We start from the raw sequence: 19,495 nt of genomic DNA on the forward strand, positions 1-19,495 counted from the left end.
TTATATCTAAATAGAATCGTACGCTTAATTTGTAAAAATTGCAAACAGTCATTAATCATTAACAGACAAAAAGAGTGGAATGATTATCCCACCCTTTCGCCAGTCAGTTGTTCCCTGAAGTTGCCCCGCTATGCTCATACAACTCTATCCACTGGTCCACACTGATCTTACTGACTAACTCCCCGATTAATTCAAAGGGAATATAGTTAACATTACTCATGCGAAGACAACTTTTTCCCATGTTTAACTTTGTTGGAACTTGTTTAGCATACGCCTCTTCAAACCAAGCTAAAAGAGTTTTATCTGCATAGAGTCCCATATGATATAAAGAAAGATAATTCTTCTGAGCTGCCAAACTGATAAAAGGCAAAGGCTCAGTTTCCCGATTCAAATAACCGGCAGGATACTTACTTAAGGGAACCACATAACTTGGCATCCCATACTGGATCGTCAATTCAAAGCCTTTTGGCAGATTCTCATCGATGGTTTTAAGTAGTTTGATATAACCATCTTGCCACTTTTCTGGAATAGTGTGGATGTACTCAGAAACTTCGGTCATTCGCCTCACTCCTGTTAGTATAAGATAGTAACAGTATAACAAACATGCTTAACACTTAGCTAGAAAAGCGTTTGACCTCTAACTAAGTGAAAGGGTCCTTAACACACGCATACGGACTAAATTTCTTTTAGTTCCTTTAAGACCCGTTCAAAGTCTTGACTTGCCTCTAAATAATCACGACTACCACTAGGCAAAATAGATAATTTCGACAACAACTCATCTCTCTGAAATTCTAACAAAAGCTTGTCAGGCTTTTTAGTTAGCACTTGTTCCGACACTGCCACAATTTGTTGATTTTGAATATCCAAGCGACGGGTCGCCACCTTCTCTCTAAAGTAACGATCATGAGAGACAAAAATCAAGGTACCATGATAACTTTCCAAGACGCGTTCTAACTCTTCTCTCGCTGGAATATCAAGATGATTCGTCGGTTCGTCTAATATCAAGACATTTTTTTGAGTAATGATATGAGACATCAACTTAATTTTGACCCGTTCTCCCATACTTAAGTCAGCGATTTTGTTCTCCCACTGTTCGATTTGAAAGCCCAAATGGACAAATAATGTCATAACATCGCCTAATTGATCGCGATCCAAGTCGAAAAACTGGGAGATTCGTAATGAATTAGGTAAATCATAGACTTCTTGGCTTAAATAACCAATATTGGCGAAATCCGAGCGCCAGACCTTCCCCTGATAGCTTTCTTCTTCACGTAATATTTTTAGTAAGGTGGTCTTTCCAGAACCATTAGCTCCAGTGATTGACACTCGATCGCCAAACATTATTGAGAATTCGCCATTTTGAAAAAGTAGTCGTTCGTGAAATTCTTTTTTCAGCTGCTCAACTAAGTAAACTGGTCCTTTTTTGGTGCTGGAACTACTCATTTGAAATTGCACACGATAATCATCCTTTACACGCGCAACTGTCTGTTTGTCCAATTCTCCTTCCAAACGCTTTTGAATGGACTTTCGTTGAGAATCCATTCTCTTAGCGGCTAAGCGATAATACTCTTTAAAGCCCTCTTTTTTTGTGGATTGGCTATGGGCAGCATCGGACCAATTTGACAGTTGTGCCATTTCTTTTTTTACTCGTTTTATTTCCTTCTGTTGTTTAGCAAATTCACGTCGTTGTCGCTCTCTAACTGCCTCACGCTGAGACACATAAGCAGAATAATTCCCCTTATAAACAATTACTTCCTGCTCCTCTATCGCCCAGATAGTTGTCGCAATCTGATCTAAAAAATAACGATCATGAGACACTAAAACAATCGTTCCTCGATAACGCTTCAACTCAGCAATCAGTTGAGACACACTTTCTTGATCTAAGTGGTTAGTAGGTTCATCTAATAATAGTAGACGACTTTTCTGACTTAGCCCTTCCCGAATTCGTTTCTTTAATTTTTCCCCGCCACTTAGATGGTCGAAACCAGCTTGGGCCTGCCACTGTTTATTAAGAGTTCGGTGTTGATAATCCTTCGCAATATGACTTTGATACTGCTCGACTTCTTGTTCAACATATACCGTTTCCAAAGGAGATAGGTCCGTTACTAAGTGTCCTGTATGCTCGCCTTTCCCATAAAGAAGATTTAATAGGGTTGTCTTTCCTGCCCCATTTTTGCCAATTATGCCAATAATTTCCCCTGCTCTAATTCCCAATTGATCTGCTTTAAACAATCTATTGCCTTCCAAAGTTACTTCAATCTGTGTCAATGTCATTATTTCTGTCATACAATCATCCCTTTCATTTAAAAGGAGATTTTTTGTCTATCAAAATAGCAAAAAATCCTCCCACTATCATGGAAGGATTAGTAAATGCAAAGCAAACAAAGAGACTTTCCCTTTGCTTCATCTATCGTTAAAAGTGCACACTAATCCTATTGTTTATTCGTTAAAATAAATTTGCAATAAGATTAATTTAACATGCACTTTACCTCGTTCTTTCATTTAATAGTTACATTATAGCAGACAACAAACCATTTATGCAACTAACTTAGAAATTGAATACCCACACTTTAGCAAGATTACCCGATTATTATCTTCCCTGCTGTACTTGGCGATAGGACAACTGATCAAAAACTAACTCAATGTTGCCATTTCCCTTATTGAAAATAAACGAAAATCCGTTAGTCGTAAAGTAAAACCGACTCTTCGAAATGGCCAACGAGGAGTTGTTAAAAGGTGTCTCACTCAGTCTAGTCCCTAATGAACTCTGCCACTTAAGGGTGGATTGGTCATGGTCAAGCGCCGAGATAATTCCCTCACTATCGCTCTCTCTGGTTTTCGAGTGGACGATAAAATACGATACCTGATCCTCAATAGGCAATACCTTGCCATTAAAAAAGTCCTCACCAGTCTTTTCTGCTAGCTCATCAATTCCCATGGCTTTTGCCTCTGAAAATAAATTATCTCGCTCTAAAAATAGCTCTGCGAAAGACGATTCACTCACTAGTTGATTATTGCTCAAATCCAGTTGATAATAACGACCATCTAGTCCATAAACATATAAATATGAGTCACCAGTTACCAAATAATCCCGCTCTGTTTTGCTCCACTTGCCTTTCATAAGGGGAAATCTCTCTTCAAATTCTCGGAATCCCCATCTATCCTTACCAGTTTGACTCTCTATTACCTTAAGCTCTCCCTTTTTAGCTTGCAACAATAGCAGTCCTTCAGACGTTTCCCCAATTAGCTTTTCATGCCAATCGGACCGTCGATTCCAGCGGAGAGTCCCTGTTTTTACATCTAATGCGTTTAGTTGAAAATGAGCTGTGCTCGTTGTAATACCGTTAGAAGTTCCGTCATTTACACTCCGTCGCCACTTGGCTATCACAAGCCCTTCGTCACTGATAATTCCCTCAGAATCGAGTGTCAGCTCGTTTCTTGACATGCCGCCGCCAAAAACAAACAGTCCAAAATGGCTGACAAGCAAAAAGAAAAAGAACACACTTAAGCAAAAACTAATTAAGGAAGGAAAGGTGAAAACTGTCTCTTTTTCTTGCTTTTGATAGGAATATGCAATCTTTTTAGGTTTTTTACGTTTAAACAACATCATAAATAATACCATGCCAAAAAGGAAGGTTATGCCATACACAATTCCCAGTGTTACATCATGGAAAAACCATCCCTGAAACCGAAACATCCCCAGATATCGTTCCATAAATGTTGGTGTCATCTTTTTCCACCTCTATCCTCTCTTACTCTTGATTAATCGCCATCATACTAGTCCCCTCAAATAAAAGCTAATTCCCTCATCTTTTCCATTGGTGACTATTTTGTCAGGTTACATGAATCCCTTTAATTGTAGTACATAACCGTGGTATACTAATACTATCAATTTTGTTAAAAGGGGTCACAATATGTTAGTGTCACTTATACTCTTTATCGTCATTCCCACTCTGCTCTTTTGTTATTGGATCTATCAAAAACCAACGAGCTTATTGACTGGCTTTTTCTTTTTGTATTTTATTGGCAGTTTGAGCACGCTCATAGTGCTTGCCTTAGAACAAATTAATCAAACCCTTGCGCTGCTCGCGGGAATTGTGATCGCTATTCCGATCATGCTTTTTGCTCTTTTTGGTATTTATGCCATGATTATCGCCCTCTTTTGGAATGAGCGGGTTCTACTAAAACATGAACGGAAATCACTGGCTAACATGTTACCATTGATAATTGCAACGGGACTTATGCTATTTGAACTGATTTTACTGTTTGTTACTTCAAAAGTCAACAATACCTTGATTCTTAAATTATTTGGTTTTCTGAATGCCTCTTTTATTTATTTTGCTATGACTTTTATCCTTTTTGGTTTAACGGCTATCCTGTACAATCTTTACCCGATAACCTATAAAGTAGATTACATCATTATTTTAGGTGCTGGTTTAAATAAAGATAAAGTGACGCCGCTGTTAGCAGCTCGAATCAATCGAGGGATTCAACTTTATGCTAAACAAGTAGCAAAATATCACCATCATCCAACCATCATTTTATCAGGTGGTCAAGGTCTTGATGAGGAAATATCAGAAGCCCAAGCCATGAAAAACTACATTGATCAACAAAACTATCAAGTTAACACCATCTATCTCGAAGATAAATCAACTAACACTCGTGAAAATCTACTGTTCTCCGAACGAATTGCCAGTTCAAATGATCAAATCACGGGTCTCACAAATAAAAATGTTGTCATCGCCACAAATAACTATCATCTACTGAGAGCTGGGAAACTCGCTAAACAATTAGATATTAAAGCGCGAGGAGTTGGCGCAAAAACACGACTCTATTATCTTCCGACCGGCTTCATTCGCGAATACATTGGTTATTTAGTGATGACTAAAAAGAAACATCTTACCGTGATTGCAATCTTATTTGGTTTATCACTTTTACCTTTGCTGTTCGATCTAATACTTAATTTATAACAAAGGAGAGCTACTGATGGAAATTAAAACACTTCCCCTTGCTGATAATGAACAATTATTGGCAACCCTATTAGAGCACCACAGTAAAACTCATGATGAAGACGTGCCACCTTATGTACCAGAAACACTCTCACTGGCTGCCTTTGAGCATGAACAATTTCTTGGAGGACTTACTGGCTCGATTGTCTGGAACCATCTTCACATTAGTTTGTTGGGTGTTGATCCAACTATTCGTCAAGGAGGCATTGGCAGTGCCTTGATTAAAGCCGCCGAATCTTCGGCTAGAGAAAAAGGCTGTCATTTAATGATTGTTGAAACGATGAGTTGGCAGGCCCCACGATTTTATGAGAAAAATGGCTTCACCTTATTTGGTAAAGTAACTGGATTGCCAAATGACAATCAGAGTAAACTTTATTTAGTCAAATACTTATCTTAAAAAGCGATAATTTATGAACATAATATTACCTTAAAATCCTTAAATATCTTATAAATCCTTCAAGTAACATGCGTTCTGATTCCTTTTATGTTTATTATTTGTTAAGATTACAAATAAATAAATTAGTTTTTCGAACAACATTCGATTACTTAGGAGGATATGGCATGAATACAAAAGCGATATTAACTTTAGTAACCTTAATTTCCGGTATCATCTGTTTCTTACTTTCAGCATTCATCGGAACAGACATGAAACCAAACGGGATCATCATTGAACCCTATTCATTTTTAGTTCCTATTAGCTTGTTCTTTCTACTTATCAGCCTGATAAGCGGTTCTCTTCTTGGTTACCTAACGTTGAAAGATAAAACCAGAAAATAAGCGGAACAAAGCCAGCTAACCTTTGAGCCCATAGTAATGAAACTAAAGCAAGGAGGCACTCCATTCCCTCCTTGCTTTTTTAAGCTGTGATTGTACAAATTTCCCTCCCGTGTTATCATTTAATAAACGTTTTATACAACACGAGAGAAGGAGACATACACCATGAGTATTTTTGATGGTTTAATGGGCAATGCTTCACGAGCTAACAATGAAAAAGTGCAACAAAAACTTGAAGACGTATTAATGCCTCACGAAAAAGTTGACTTGGCATTTAAATTAGTGCGTGATCTGATCGTTTTTACAGACTACCGTCTAGTAATTATTGACAAACAAGGGCTAACTGGCAAAAAAGTTGAATACAAATCCATTCCTTACAAATCAATCTCCCGTTTTAGCGTGGAGACAACGGGACATTTTGATTTGGATGCTGAATTGAGTTTATGGATTTCCAGCGCCATCGAGCCTTGTGAAGTTTTACAGTTTAGAAAAGATAAAAACATTGTTCAAATTCAACAAGCCTTAGCCATGGCAGTATTAAAATAAAAACGATCAGACTGTGACAAATCAAACAGTCTGATCGTTTTTTTACGAAATAGCTCCGCGACGGTGGAGTATCCACTTTTCTCGGTTTAAGGGATCAACCCCTCGCCGTTCCAAATACTGGTAGCGCGATATCGGACACTCCTGATAACCATAAAATTCCTGCTCCAAAATTCCTGCTCCTTCTGTCTGTTTGAAAAAGAGCTGCCCATAGTTTAAAGATGTCGCTAAAGGGACAACTGCCTCTAAGTACCCCTGATTCCCCTGATACTCTTCCCGACAGATGACTCCTTCCATTTGCATGATGTTTGCAACAACCTTGCTTAAATGTTCCCCAGTTGTGGTAATTTTCAACAGCACTGTTGGCTCTAATAATTGCATCTCAGCCTTAGCTAGGCCATCCTGTAGCGCAATTGGCGTTGCTAAAGCAAAATCCAAGGGATGAGTGTGCTCTCGATGAGATTCTCCCTCTAGCAACGTAATTTTCAAATCTGTCACCTGCCAACCAAGTCTTCCTATTTTTAAGCTTTCAACCAAACTAGCTTCGATTTGTCCATGGTAGCGTGGCAACAAGGTATCGTTATTCGCCTTGTTAACAAATTCATAACCGGACCCTCTAGGGGCAGCTTCAACCAATAGTTTTACTTTGGCCCAAGATGGTTTAGGCATAGTATAAGCTTCATATCCAACAGCCTCTTGAGAAGGCGTTTCTCGATAAATTATTTTCGGTTCTCCAACATTAACGGACAAGTCAAAGCGCTCAGTTAATTCATGGTAAATAATCTCTGCTTGCATTTCTCCCATCACCGCTAGCTGCACTTCTGCTGAGTCCCCAAACCACTCAAAGGACAGGGCTGGGTATTCCTCACTTAAAATCACAACAGCTTGCTGTAGTTCTTTCAATTGCCCAGATTTCCCCTCAATAGTTATCAAGAATAAGGCAGGTGTTTTTGGGAGTCCTAGAGGCTCATAATTCCCCAGAACATCGCCAACCTGGCCATCGAGCAAGCCATAGGCAATCACCAGCTCTCCCGCAACCGCTCGGCCAACGTCTACTATTTTACCGTCTACTAACTGCTTAAGCTGACTAATTTTATGTTCGTTTGTTCCCATTTTAAACTTAATGATATCTCGTACTGCTATTTGACCACCAAACAAACGAATGTAACACCCCTTTCCTAACTTATTATCATAGGCAACTTTATAAACAAACCCTGCTAACTCATTCATTGCTTTTTTGGGGCTTACTAATTGGATGGTCTTTAATAACTGATCGATATTGTGGCCTTCTTTGGCCGATCCATAAATGACAGGATATTTGCGCCCCTGATTGAACTGAGACGAAAAATGGGACCTAAGATCCGCTGTCGATAACCCCGTCTCCAAAAATCTCTCTTCTAGCTCATCATTTCCTTCAATCAACGAATAACAATCATCTTCTTGAAAGAATAGCTGATCGTTTTTATAGACAAGTTGAATTAAATCAGCTGATAATAGTTTAGTAAGATCATGGTAAGTTGCAACTTGATCATAATGACGAAAATCTGTCTTATTAACCCAAATAATGACTGGTAGTCCATAAGCTTGCAGTTTTCGCCAAAACTTTTTAGTCTGACTTTGAACACCATCTATTGCTGACACTACCAAAATAACCGCATCCAGTACGTCCAAGACATACTCCACTTCATCGACAAAATCATAATGTCCAGGTGTGTCAATTAAATTAATTTGGTGCCCTTCAAAAGAAAATGTCGTGTAACTATTTTTTATGGAAATGCCTCGATGTTTCTCTAAGGACAACGAATCCATGACGGTGTTTCCTGATTCAATTTTTCCCATTTGACGAATAACATTCGTCTCAAACAAAATCCGTTCTACCAAAGTGGTTTTCCCAGCATCAACATGAGCCAAAATACCAATATTTAATCGTTTCATACAATCGTCTCCCTTCTATTAATCATGAGAACGTCTCCCATTACTGATAAGAGATTAGCTGCTAAAGGCTTTTGCAAAAAACGCCTTATAAGTATTGTCATACTGGCTCTATTATAGTATCACTAGAGCGTTCTATTGTATAGCCACTTTGAGTAATTCCAGATACTTTCAGTCAAAAGCAAGATTGGAGTGATCTTTATCACTCATCAAAAAAAGCAGCCTCTGGTTAAGAGACTGCTGTAGCACTTATTACAATTTCTCCCCATTTGACTTAATGACTTGCTGATACCAATCAAATGATTTCTTTTTACTTCTTGCTAATGTGCCTTGGCCTGCATTGTTCTTGTCGACATAGATAAAGCCATATCGTTTTTTCATTTCACCAGTTCCAGCCGATACTAAATCGATAAAGCCCCAAGGTGTATAGCCCATTAAATCAACGCCATCATATTCAACGGCTTCTTTCATAGACTCAATATGCGCTTTAAGGAAATCAATGCGATACTGATCATCAACTGTTCCATCTGGTAATTTTTCATCAATGGCGCCAAAACCATTTTCAACAATAAACAAAGGCAATTCGTAGCGTTCAGCAAACCAATTCATAGCATAACGCAAGCCTAAAGGATCAATTTGCCAGCCCCAATCCGAGGCTTTAACATACGGATTACTCACTAAATCGCGAGATTCATCATAATCAAAAGCAGGGCCTTTACCACCCCCTTTTACCGCAAAGGACATGTAATAACTAAATCCAATATAATCAACTGTCCCTTGAGTTAATGCCCTTATATCAGCTTCTGTCATATCCATTTTGAAGTTCTTGCGTTTCAGATACTTCATCAGATAAGGAGGATATTTCCCCCTAACATGCACATCAGTAAACCAATAGCGCTTTTGCATCGCACTAACTGCCGCCATCATATCTTCCGGGTCGCACGAATAGGGATAAATCGGCACCATGGCAATCATACACCCGATTTTTAGTTTAGGGTTGACTTGATGCCCGGCTTTTACAGCCAAAGCACTGGCAACCAACTCATAGTGAGCAGCTTGATACATAAGTTCTTCACGATTTTCCCCCGCTTTATAACGAACCCCTGAATTAGTAAAGGGAGCAAAATCTTCCTGGTAGTTAGCTTGATTGTTGATCTCATTAAAGGTCATCCAGTAAGTCACCTTATCTTGGTATCGATTGAAGCAAACCTCAGCAAAATGTAAGAAAAAGTCGATCATTTTGCGATTTCGCCAGCCACCGTAGGCTGTTACTAAATGATAAGGCATCTCAAAATGAGATAAAGTGACAACTGGCTGAATCCCATGCTTCAGGCACTCATCAAATAAATCATCGTAAAACTGAAGCCCCTCTTCATTCGGCTCTGATTCGTCTCCTTTAGGAAAAATTCTCGTCCAAGCAATCGACGTTCTAAAACAATTGATTCCCAGCTCCGCAAACAATTGAATATCCGCTTGATACCGATGATAAAAGTCAATGGCTTCATGATTGGGATAATTTTCGCCCATTAACACACCATCTGTGATCTTACGAGGTTGTCCATGAGCCCCGACTGTCATCACATCTGCAACGCTGATTCCTTTTCCTCCTTGATCCCAACCACCTTCAAGTTGATGAGCTGCAACTGCGCCTCCCCATAAAAAATTTTCATTTAAAATCGACATACTCTCACCCTTTCTATAACTCGCTTTTCAACCTTACTTTTCTTGCGCATTTCCCATTTCAGTTTCGTAATTAATGGCATCCATTTTTCTTGCAAATGGCAAGTAAATAAAGAACCCAACCGTTAATACTACTACTTGCAGTAAAGCAGCACGCCATCCTCCAACGATCAAGCCAGAGATGATTGGCGGAGTTGTCCAAGGAACTTGAATAGCTGTAAAGAGTGGGACCAGTCCTGTATATAAAGCAAAATATGTGATAACTGAAGAAACAACTGGTGTTAAAATGAAAGGAATTGCCATAATCGGATTCATTACAATCGGTGTTGCAAACGTAATCGGTTCATTGATATTGAAAATGGCAGGTCCAATAGATAGACGTCCTAATTGTTTAAATTGAACTGATTTAGCAAAGAATACCATGTAAACAACTAAACCGATGGTCATCCCTGCACCAGTAACTGTTAAAAATTGATCCAAAAATTGCTGGGTAACGATGTGCCCTCCATTAGCCAAGGTTAACTCTTTACCAGAATTGATAATATCTGTATTTTCTAATGAGTTAGCTAATAAGATAGGTCCCATGATGCCACCAACAATTGTCGAACCATGAACCCCAAAAAACCAGAAAAGCGGTACTAGGAATCCTAAGAACAAAGCACCACCTAATGAATCCGTCACTCCTTGCAAAGGTGATTGTAAGACATCGTAAATAAAATCGAACAAGGTTGTCGTAAAGACTTTGTCAAAGAAAATATAGATCATCATGGCACCGGTAATAATTGCTGCCGCAGGAATTAAGGCTGTGAATGAATTAGCGACGTTTTCCGGCACAGCATCAGGCATTTTAATCCGTATATCATGGCGCAAGAACCAACTATAAATAATTCCGACAATTAATCCAACTAAGATAGCGGTGATCATCCCTTTTCCGCCTGTCCAGTCTTTATTAATAATGTTACCAATTGTGACCTTACTTTCAGGGTCGGTAATTTCAGCAGACATAAACAAAATAAACGTTACAAGTGCCACCATTCCTGCTGGTAAACCTTCAAAGCCTTCTGTTTTCACATAAGAGTATGCAATCCCAATTACCGCGAAAATAGCCATAATGGCAAATGAAGCCCCATATGCTTGATTAAAATAAACATCCATCCCAATACTCTTGACCCAATCTGCGGCAGGGGTATACGGGATATTTGCCAATAAGAGGAAAATCGACCCTACAATGGTAAATGGCATGGTGTACAACATACCGTTACGTAACGCCGTAATCGGTTTGGTGTTAACAAACTTTAAAACTGGTGGTAGTAATTTCTCATTAATAAAATTATTCATCAGTCAAATCTCCTTTTTATCAAATAAGTTTCTAAACAAAAATCAATAAATGCCCTTCCAACTTAAGGAGTAGCGCTCCTCTTCAAGTTGAAGGCGATTACACTTATAATATAACGTGAGATCAATCAAATTAACAGTCCTTTCCAGTAGACAGACACATGTCTCAACAAAAAAAACAAGCTTATTAGCGCTTGTTTTAATCCGTTATGCTTAATTTACGATTCACGCGATGAGCCAATATCTCTAATAGAACAATAACAGGAACTTGAGTGGTCAAATTAATAGCTGCATCAAAAAAAGCGGAATGCTCTTCTGGCATGTAATAGGATAAATTATGATCAGCCAAGCGCGCCACTGTCGAAAATTCATTGTTGGTAATGCTCAGTACTTTAGCACCATACTTTTTAAAATCAGTCACTTGTTTCACCATTTCTTTGGTTTCACCTGAAACAGACAAAATAATTGCCAAGGTATTCTCCAGTCCTCTGACTGGCACTGGTGAAAATGGGTCCAGCATACTATAAGCGTTAATCCCTAAATTAGCAAAATAGCGACTACCGTAATCCCCGAGGGTGCCACTTGTCCCAATACCAGAAAAGACCACATGTCGAGCTTCAGCAATCAATTCTACTGCAGGGTCAATGGCTTGTACAGATGATTTATCAGACATTTTTTTCATAAAAGAATCCACATGAATAATCGCCTCATAATAATTCTCCAATGTATCGACTATTTTGTGCTCTTTTTTTAAAGCGTATTTAAATTCTGAAAAGCCCTCAAACCCCAATTTTCCGCAAAATCTTAAAATTGTTGAAGTTGAGACATGACAATCCGAGGATAATTGTCTGATCGTTGAGTTAGCAACTTGATCACTATTTTCTAAGATGAATTGATACACAATCATTTCTAAATCATTGAGTTTTTTTACTTTTTCCAAATCGAACATCTTTTGGTCTTCCTCCTACTGCCAAGCCTGAAAGATAAGCCCCCTATCACTAAATTAATTAATAACAAAACTAGGTGACTGTCGTAAGTTTAGCACAGATGCAGTGCTAAAAAAAGAAATCAGCTACCCTTTATAAAGGGTACTGATTTCTTTTTATGTCTTTTATAACGATTAACAATCCGTTAAACAACCAAAATCAACCCTATCAAAAATTTTCTGGCAATCACTTTTTCTGTATGGCAAAGTCGCCTTTTTTTCCAATCCTTCACAAATCACCAAAAAAGCCAAGCTTAATTCAGCCATTACATCGGTTAGTTGACTTAAATCTTGATCAAGAAAAAAATCAATCAATTGCTCTTGCTGCTGATTATTAAGGCGGCTTCGAGCCCCTTGATACTTGGCCCAATCGCCTAAGCTATTAGGTAATAACTCAGCTTGATAATGCCAGCCGATTACAATTAATTGCCTCATCTTATCAATACAATCTAATGCATAATAATGCTCATGTCTTTTAATTCTGCGGTAAACTTCATGGTAGTATGCAAAAAATTTAGTTTGCCAATTAGTTAGCTCACTCAATGACAATGAATACGATACTTCCCTAGAATTCACCATCAAATTAGTTAACAAGTGACTTGGAACATCCTTGATGATCTCTATTTGTCTTGTCCATAATGACGGAACTAAACTCTCAATTGAATAGCAAAATAGATCTACTTTAATAAACGTATCGTAATGAGCTATCAGTAAATTAGTAGATTGTTCATTTTCTAAAAAAAGAATGGTTCCCCATTGATTAACTAACCCCACCTTAAACTGGTTAAATTGATGGAATGTCTCCAAATCAACGACTAGACGTAAATCGATATCTGAGTAAGGATCCTCTTGATTTTCAGCGATAGAACCGCCGTAAAAGGCGCCTAAAATGCAATTGTCCGCTTTTAGGGATTTCTCAATTTTTTGACATAATTCGATTCTAGCCAGAGTCATGTCTTTTTCAAAAGGTTGCATCTCATGAGTCACCTCCAAGTGAAAAATAGTCATAAATGTGTTGAGCCGTTTGCTGTGGTGATAAGCTCGTATTATCAATAACCAAATGATTTTCTGATGCTAGTTCACCAGGTAACGATTTAAACCGATAGTTATCAACGGTATCCATTAATTCCTTCTCAGAAAATGCCAGGTCTCTCTTTGATGGTTTGGCTTTTAAACGATTTTCAGTAATATTTCGTTTTAATCGTGTCTCAAGATTCGTCTCCAATTCAACAAAATAAACAGGCTGATCCTTCTTTTCGAAAATAGTGTGAACCTCCCTTAAAAATGTTAAGTCTTCTTGAGAGTCAAAGTTAATCAGCACCGTAAAAATAATGCCGTCTACTGGATTATCAGCGTTGCTAACAAATCGTTTAAATAACTCTAAACGCAGATCACTTGATAACTCCCACATTGTCGGAGTGTAACCTAAAAAAGGCGCCAATAAATCAATCGTCATATGGTTAAATAGCAACCGAAAGTTTAATAGTTTTTCCAATTCTTGGCCAACAGTCATTTTCCCTACGGCCTGTGGTCCCATAATAATGATTATGCCCATCTGCTTCCTCCATTTCTATCTAAAATAAACCTCGAGCCGCTTTACAAGCTTCGAGGTTCATCATCCTTAAGGTTGATTCTTAATTTCAAAGGCTTTACGGGCCAAGGTTTCAATGATATGAATAACGGGCACTTGAGTTGTAATATTGTGAATAGGCCCTTTTTTTTCAATTGGCATGTAATAGCCGACAGCTCCATCTGAAATTTTGGACAACGTCGAAGAATCACTATTCGTAATGCTGATAATTTTAAAATTATTTTGTTTATATTCGCTGACACGGTGTAAAACCATGGAAGTCTCGCCAGATACTGATAAAACGATTAAAATGGTATTATCTTTAACCTCTTGTGGAATTGGATAAAACGGATCATTGATGTGAGTCGCGTAAATGCCCATATTAGATAAATAACGAGCCCCATATTGGCCCAAGATACCACTACTGCCAATGCCATAAAAAAACACACTGGAGGCATTCGCTATAATTTCAGCACTGTGATTTATTTGATCTTTAAAATCATCGGTATTTATTTTTTTAAAGAAATCCATCATTGCCACAGTATCATCGGTTAATTCCGCTAGTTCCTCTTTTTCATGCATCAATTGAAGCTTAATCTTAAACTCAGAATAACCTTTACAGCCCATTTTATTACAAAAGTTAAGCACCGTTGTCGTAGAAACATGGGCATTGTCTGCCAACTCTCGAATTTTCATTGTGCGAACCTCAACGATATGTTGAATCACATAATTATAAACACCAAATTCTAAATCGTTTAAGCTTTGGATCTGTTCGTAAGTAAACATCTTTTCCCTCCTAGGGAGTCAAATAAAAGACTGATTAAGAAGCACTGCTGCTACTTGCGGCAGCAGCGGCTGCACTAGAAGCGGCAGCGGCTGCCATCACTTGTTCCTGAATAATGAGTTGATTTAGAGTGATTGCCACTGTGTTTGTCACTTCGTCACCGAGTTCTTTAGATTGATTTTCAATAAACAAGTTTAAAGCCATCGTTCGTTGATAATTTTTATCCAAAAAGACCTTTACATGCTCCTCAGCCTCTTGTAAAAACTCGCTAAGATCATCTAATGTTAAATCACTGACTTCTTGCCTTAAAAAAGTTAGGATAACAATTGATGTATACAATAATGGCTTAGGTTTGATATCAAACTTCGCCAGCTCACTCACTGTATTTTCCATTTCTAAAACAAAACGACTGCTCTGTTCTCCTAAAAGTAACACACATGTCGCCGCAGCCGCTTGTGCGTTATCCCGACTTTTTAGCCCTGCCTGACGTAATCCATCGTAGTAAAAGTCCACCATATCAGTAATTTCCTGAGGCCTAAATAAAGCCAGACCTTCATTTTGAGCGAGAGAGATCGCAATTGAGTAATCTTCTTTTCCAGTAATAAACGGATGAGAGCTCTTCATTGCATCGTATATCTCCGCTCCTCTTTTCATTGTTTCAAACTTATTGCTTTGCTTTGAAAATTGAAGTAAATAGGCACCAAAATACGTATAGGAAGAGCCTTTAAAACCGACTTCCTTCATTTCATTATAACTATCCAATAAGAGAAGCACATCTTTATCTGAGCTTTTTTCATTGGCCACCATTAAGGCAATAATTATGTCCCGGACCGTTGCGTTTAAATTGGTAAAAAACCCCGTTTCCGATTTCAAACGTTTGCGAACCCGTTCAATTTCGACTGTATCCAATAATTCTTCCCTACCTATAAATGCTTTCGCCATTAAATATAGAATTCGTTTATCTGTCCACTTCATCGTCGATTTTAATGTATGATAATTCAGTGTTAAAGACCTCATCATTCTTCTTGCCTCCATCGAAACACACCTACCTTTAACATTAGTCTCTTAATTTTAACATAAAATGATCGCCTGTGATCATAAAAATTAACCAGTGAACACCAAAAAAACGGTGGATAGTCTAAAAAAAGACCTCCAGCGTCGAGAGTTCTCTCTTATCTGAAAGCCGTTAATCTGTTTACTTATTTTCGATTAATTTGAAGTTAGACCAAGGTCGTAAAAAATCTAACAGAAATAATTCATCAGCCGAAATCTTACCGACTACGTTCACACGACCATCATTTTTCATGCTTTTTAATGCGATTTGCGTTTCCCCTTTGTATTGACCATATCCAACATTATCGATCAAGACATCACCTTTTTCCATATCAACGGTGTTATGAGCAGCAAATGGCAACTCCTTATATTTAATGCGAGTCATCGTTGAACGTAGAATATACTCAGAACGATCTCCACGATAACTATGTAGATTGTTAAATAGGACTTCTTTTTCATCGTCAGTAATGTCTTCAGCAACATCAACTTTAACAGAAGGATAGTCAGCAAAGAAAGCGTCAGACATGGCTTTTAACTCGGCTTCCGACGCATAGGCATTACCGACCAAAACGTCATCGATTGTGCCCATTAAAACCAAGTGCTTGACTTGTGTCCCTATTTCCAAATCCCGATGATCTTCCAATGAACATAGGCCATCTTGAGTTGGCCATGGACCAAAGTCTGCCTCATGTGAATTCACAAATGCCATCGTGTTAATACCGTACTTGGTGAATTTCTCGGTACACATAACAAAGTGCTCAAAGCCTAATCCTGAGTAACGATGAGGATAAAAATTATGTGATCCTAGTAAATTATTAACATTCGGCGAATAGCTCATAATATTATCGACATAACTTGTCCCTGTGCTCATGTTAATTTCAATTTTTATGCCAAATGGGTTGCGAGTCATTCGCGCTTCTTCTTGGCCCGTAAACCCAATATCAAGACGAACTCCATAGGCTCCCATTTCATGGAAAAATGTTAGATCATCGTAGGAAATTTCAAGCTGATCAAACAGTCCCGGGTTAATATCAACCATGACTTCCATCTCTAAACTATTTGCATAGTCAACAACTTGTTTAAACTCGGCTAATACTTTGTCTTTATCTTCAGTAATTTGCAATAAGCTGGTGAACACACGTTTAAACCCATACTGATGCGCTAAATCTAAATACGCCTTATCTTTTTCAAATGTTGATCGTTCAGGATAAATAGAAATACCTAATTTTCCCACTGTAATGCCCCCTATAAATAGTTTTTCGTTCTTAAACATTATAACAATTAACCCCAAAATAGTCTAGACCATTTCAAAAATAAAACGAAAAAAGCGCGTTTCTAGATTTCACTAGGTAAATTAACAAAAATTTGTTATGATTAAAAGTGGAATAAATAAAATAAATGAGGTATTCGAATGAAAGCAAAAAAATTACTTATTAGTTTAAGTGCACTAACTCTTACCCTCCTTTTAGTTGCCGGTTGTGGCAATGGAGAAAAAGCAACAGGTGGAACAAGTTCTAGCGAAAGCAAAACAGCTGAATCAAGTACAACTGATTCAAAGGAAACTGTGGATTTAAATAGTTTAGATCTACCACAATTAAGTAAAGAAGTGGCAGACAATGAGGCATTAGTCGAACTAGTCACCTCTGAAGGAAATATTCAAATTAAATTATTCCCTGAACAAGCACCTAAAGCGGTTGAAAATTTCATTCAACATGCTAAAGACGGCTATTATGATGGGGTAAAATTCCATCGAATTATTGAAGGCTTTATGATTCAAAGTGGTGACCCTGAAGGTACTGGTGCAGGTGGTGAAAGTATCTGGGGTGAGGAATTCGTACCTGAAATTTCTAATCAACTTTATCACATTAATGGCGCCTTAGCGATGGCACGTACTGGACTCCCTGTTGATCAACCTTCTCAAGGAAGTCAGTTTTATATTGTTCAAAATCATGATAATATGGCAGATGGCCTTTTAAAAGAAGATTATCCTGACAAGATTATCGAAGCCTATCAAGCTGGTGGTGCACCTAATCTTGATTTCCAATATTCAGTTTTTGGTCAAGTAATTGAAGGATTAGACGTTGTTGATAAAATTGCCGCCACTGAAGTTAAAGCGGGCGACTCGGGCGAAAAATCTACGCCAACAAAAGACATTACAATCAAAGAAGTTAAGGTATTACAAGAAGCTAAATAATCATCAAAAAAGTGATCCCGATAATCATATCGAGATCACTTTTTTTAGATTTTTTCGATCCAGCCTTCCGGAGCTTCCACATCACCAAATTGAATCCCAACAAGTTCATTGTATAATCTCGTGGTAACTGGCCCTACTTCAGTCTCACTGTAGAAAACGTGAAACCCATTGCCAGTTTCCAAGCCGCCAATAGGCGAAATAACTGCCGCTGTACCGCAGGCTCCAGCCTCAGTAAACTGATCCAATTGATCCAAATAAACATCCCCTTCAACAGCCGTCATTCCCAGTCGTTTTTCAGCTAAATAAAGCAATGAATATTTCGTGATACTTGGTAAAATAGACGGTGACACCGGCGTGACAAACTGATTATCTGCCGTAATCCCAAAAAAGTTCGCCGAGCCAACTTCTTCAATTTTAGTGTGAGTCGCAGGATCTAGATAGACACAATCTGAATAATTGCGTTCCTGAGCCTCTTTTCCAGGCTGCAAGCTAGCAGCATAATTGCCACCAACCTTAACTGCTCCAGTTCCCATTGGAGCCGCTCGGTCAAACTCTGAAACAATAAAGTTTGTGGCAGTCAAACCACCTTTAAAATAAGGGCCAACAGGCATACAAAAAACAGTAAAAACATATTCTGGAGCTGGTGACACACCAATATTTGGCCCAACACCAATCAGTAGTGGTCGAATATAAAGCGTCGCGCCCGAATCATGAGGAGGCACAAATCCTTCATTTGCCTTGACAACTTCTTTAACAGCCTCGACAAACATCTCTTCAGGTACAAGGGGCATTCGCAGACGTTCAGCACTTCGATTTAATCGTTTGGCATTTTCATATGGCCTAAATAAATTAATACTATCATCTTCACAGCGGTAGGCTTTTAATCCTTCAAAACATTGCTGTCCATAGTGCAACGCTGTTGAGCCTTCGTGAATGTGTAAGACGTTGTCTTCCGTAAGTGTTCCCTTGCTCCATTCGCCATCTTTGTATTCCGCTAAATAACGATAAGGCGTTTTGATGTAATTAAAGCCTAGGTTTTTCCAATCAATCTTTTCCATTTAAACAACCCCTTCACATATTTCAATCTAGTTTATCATACTTTTCATTAAAATTTAATCACTTTTTAATTATTTTCGATTATCTTGATGATTAGTCAGAGCACTCAGAAATCTTCGTTATAAAAAACAGGCCTATTACAGCAAAAAACTCTGATGACTCAGGCTTTTCTGAGTGAAAAGTCATAAGAATTCATTAAAGAGTTCAGAACTTTGTTACTTTTTTTTCTCTCTAAGTTACAATCATAGTGGATAATACGGACATAATGAACTAATATGGCCTACATACAACACATTTATTGATATGATAGGCAATTCTAATAAATGGGAGGAAAAAATGAAAAAGAACGAGTTGATTTACGTTTGGAATGATTTAGTTGGCATCAGAGATTTAACCATCGCCATCATCACCTCAGTCATAGGAGTCATGACTGGTTTTTTTCTTGCGCCAGCGGATCATCCAACCAAACAATTATTTTTTGGCCTTACTGGTGCAATTCTTGCCTTGTTAATTAACACTTGGTTAATAAAACCAAAGCGAAACATTAGGGACCAAAATAATTAATTTCACAAAAACGTGT

The 19,495-nt window shown here is 38.2% G+C and carries 19 protein-coding genes; 6 read left to right on the top strand and 13 right to left on the bottom strand.

What is annotated here, in order from left to right:
- Positions 1 to 103: 103 nt before the first annotated feature.
- The 3 genes from I6N95_RS12120 to I6N95_RS12130 form a co-directional block, all read right to left on the bottom strand.
- Complete coding sequence (locus I6N95_RS12120; RefSeq protein ID WP_209528202.1) at positions 104 to 559, bottom strand: DUF1801 domain-containing protein; 456 nt, start codon at positions 557 to 559, stop codon at positions 104 to 106.
- A 116-nt stretch (positions 560 to 675) separates the two neighbouring features.
- The gene (gene abc-f / locus I6N95_RS12125) at positions 676 to 2,286 is read right to left on the bottom strand and encodes a ribosomal protection-like ABC-F family protein (protein WP_209528206.1); all 1,611 of its coding nucleotides are present in this window, start codon (positions 2,284 to 2,286) and stop codon (positions 676 to 678) included.
- Positions 2,287 to 2,590: 304 nt separating this feature from the next.
- A complete protein-coding gene (locus tag I6N95_RS12130) occupies positions 2,591 to 3,730 on the bottom strand; it encodes a PA2928 family protein (protein ID WP_209528209.1) in 1,140 nt (379 codons plus the stop codon).
- A gap of 184 nt (positions 3,731 to 3,914) precedes the next feature.
- On the opposite strand from I6N95_RS12130, the gene I6N95_RS12135 reads away from it, so the two are divergent.
- From I6N95_RS12135 to I6N95_RS12150, 4 genes are all read left to right on the top strand, one after another.
- The gene (locus tag I6N95_RS12135) at positions 3,915 to 4,970 is read left to right on the top strand and encodes a YdcF family protein (RefSeq protein WP_209528212.1); all 1,056 of its coding nucleotides are present in this window, start codon (positions 3,915 to 3,917) and stop codon (positions 4,968 to 4,970) included.
- Between the two features lie 16 nt (positions 4,971 to 4,986).
- Positions 4,987 to 5,406, top strand: coding sequence for a GNAT family N-acetyltransferase (locus I6N95_RS12140; protein WP_209528216.1), 420 nt, complete (start codon positions 4,987 to 4,989; stop codon positions 5,404 to 5,406).
- A 164-nt stretch (positions 5,407 to 5,570) separates the two neighbouring features.
- On the top strand, positions 5,571 to 5,786 hold the full coding sequence (locus I6N95_RS12145) for a DUF3955 domain-containing protein (protein ID WP_209528220.1): 216 nt from the start codon (positions 5,571 to 5,573) through the stop codon (positions 5,784 to 5,786).
- A gap of 162 nt (positions 5,787 to 5,948) precedes the next feature.
- Positions 5,949 to 6,329 carry a PH domain-containing protein gene (locus I6N95_RS12150; protein ID WP_209528223.1) on the top strand — a complete coding sequence of 127 codons (381 nt, stop codon included), beginning with the start codon at positions 5,949 to 5,951 and terminating at the stop codon, positions 6,327 to 6,329.
- 42 nt (positions 6,330 to 6,371) lie between these two features.
- Here I6N95_RS12150 and I6N95_RS12155 read toward each other — a convergent pair whose 3' ends face one another.
- From I6N95_RS12155 to I6N95_RS12195, 9 genes are all read right to left on the bottom strand, one after another.
- Positions 6,372 to 8,261 (bottom strand): GTP-binding protein, encoded by a 1,890-nt coding sequence (locus tag I6N95_RS12155; RefSeq protein ID WP_209528227.1) that lies wholly within the window; start codon positions 8,259 to 8,261, stop codon positions 6,372 to 6,374.
- A gap of 249 nt (positions 8,262 to 8,510) precedes the next feature.
- A complete protein-coding gene (locus I6N95_RS12160; RefSeq protein WP_209528230.1) occupies positions 8,511 to 9,941 on the bottom strand; it encodes a 6-phospho-beta-glucosidase in 1,431 nt (476 codons plus the stop codon).
- Positions 9,942 to 9,974: 33 nt separating this feature from the next.
- Positions 9,975 to 11,276, bottom strand: a complete 1,302-nt coding sequence (locus I6N95_RS12165) for a PTS sugar transporter subunit IIC (RefSeq protein ID WP_209528232.1) — start codon at positions 11,274 to 11,276, stop codon at positions 9,975 to 9,977.
- 196 nt (positions 11,277 to 11,472) lie between these two features.
- Entirely contained in the window at positions 11,473 to 12,222 is a 750-nt protein-coding gene (locus I6N95_RS12170) for a MurR/RpiR family transcriptional regulator (RefSeq protein WP_209528235.1), read from the bottom strand.
- Positions 12,223 to 12,393: 171 nt separating this feature from the next.
- Positions 12,394 to 13,233, bottom strand: a complete 840-nt coding sequence (locus I6N95_RS12175; protein ID WP_209528238.1) for a nucleotidyltransferase domain-containing protein — start codon at positions 13,231 to 13,233, stop codon at positions 12,394 to 12,396.
- A gap of 1 nt (position 13,234) precedes the next feature.
- Positions 13,235 to 13,813, bottom strand: a complete 579-nt coding sequence (locus I6N95_RS12180; protein ID WP_209528241.1) for an AAA family ATPase — start codon at positions 13,811 to 13,813, stop codon at positions 13,235 to 13,237.
- Positions 13,814 to 13,879: 66 nt separating this feature from the next.
- Complete coding sequence (locus I6N95_RS12185) at positions 13,880 to 14,614, bottom strand: MurR/RpiR family transcriptional regulator (protein WP_209528245.1); 735 nt, start codon at positions 14,612 to 14,614, stop codon at positions 13,880 to 13,882.
- A gap of 34 nt (positions 14,615 to 14,648) precedes the next feature.
- Complete coding sequence (locus I6N95_RS12190) at positions 14,649 to 15,632, bottom strand: DUF4003 family protein (protein ID WP_209528246.1); 984 nt, start codon at positions 15,630 to 15,632, stop codon at positions 14,649 to 14,651.
- 175 nt (positions 15,633 to 15,807) lie between these two features.
- Positions 15,808 to 16,899 carry a DUF871 domain-containing protein gene (locus tag I6N95_RS12195; RefSeq protein WP_209528248.1) on the bottom strand — a complete coding sequence of 364 codons (1,092 nt, stop codon included), beginning with the start codon at positions 16,897 to 16,899 and terminating at the stop codon, positions 15,808 to 15,810.
- Positions 16,900 to 17,076: 177 nt separating this feature from the next.
- Between I6N95_RS12195 and I6N95_RS12200 the strand changes: the two genes are divergently transcribed.
- Positions 17,077 to 17,859 (top strand): peptidylprolyl isomerase, encoded by a 783-nt coding sequence (locus I6N95_RS12200; protein WP_209528250.1) that lies wholly within the window; start codon positions 17,077 to 17,079, stop codon positions 17,857 to 17,859.
- Positions 17,860 to 17,903: 44 nt separating this feature from the next.
- Here the strand turns inward: I6N95_RS12200 and I6N95_RS12205 are convergent, their stop codons facing one another.
- Positions 17,904 to 18,917: a branched-chain amino acid aminotransferase gene (locus I6N95_RS12205; protein WP_209528252.1), complete on the bottom strand. Its 1,014-nt coding sequence runs from the start codon at positions 18,915 to 18,917 to the stop codon at positions 17,904 to 17,906.
- Between the two features lie 334 nt (positions 18,918 to 19,251).
- On the opposite strand from I6N95_RS12205, the gene I6N95_RS12210 reads away from it, so the two are divergent.
- Complete coding sequence (locus I6N95_RS12210; RefSeq protein ID WP_209528253.1) at positions 19,252 to 19,479, top strand: hypothetical protein; 228 nt, start codon at positions 19,252 to 19,254, stop codon at positions 19,477 to 19,479.
- The last annotated feature ends 16 nt before the right edge of the window (positions 19,480 to 19,495 follow it).

The organism is Vagococcus allomyrinae (assembly GCF_017829975.1).
GTDB lineage: Bacteria > Bacillota > Bacilli > Lactobacillales > Vagococcaceae > Vagococcus_D > Vagococcus_D allomyrinae.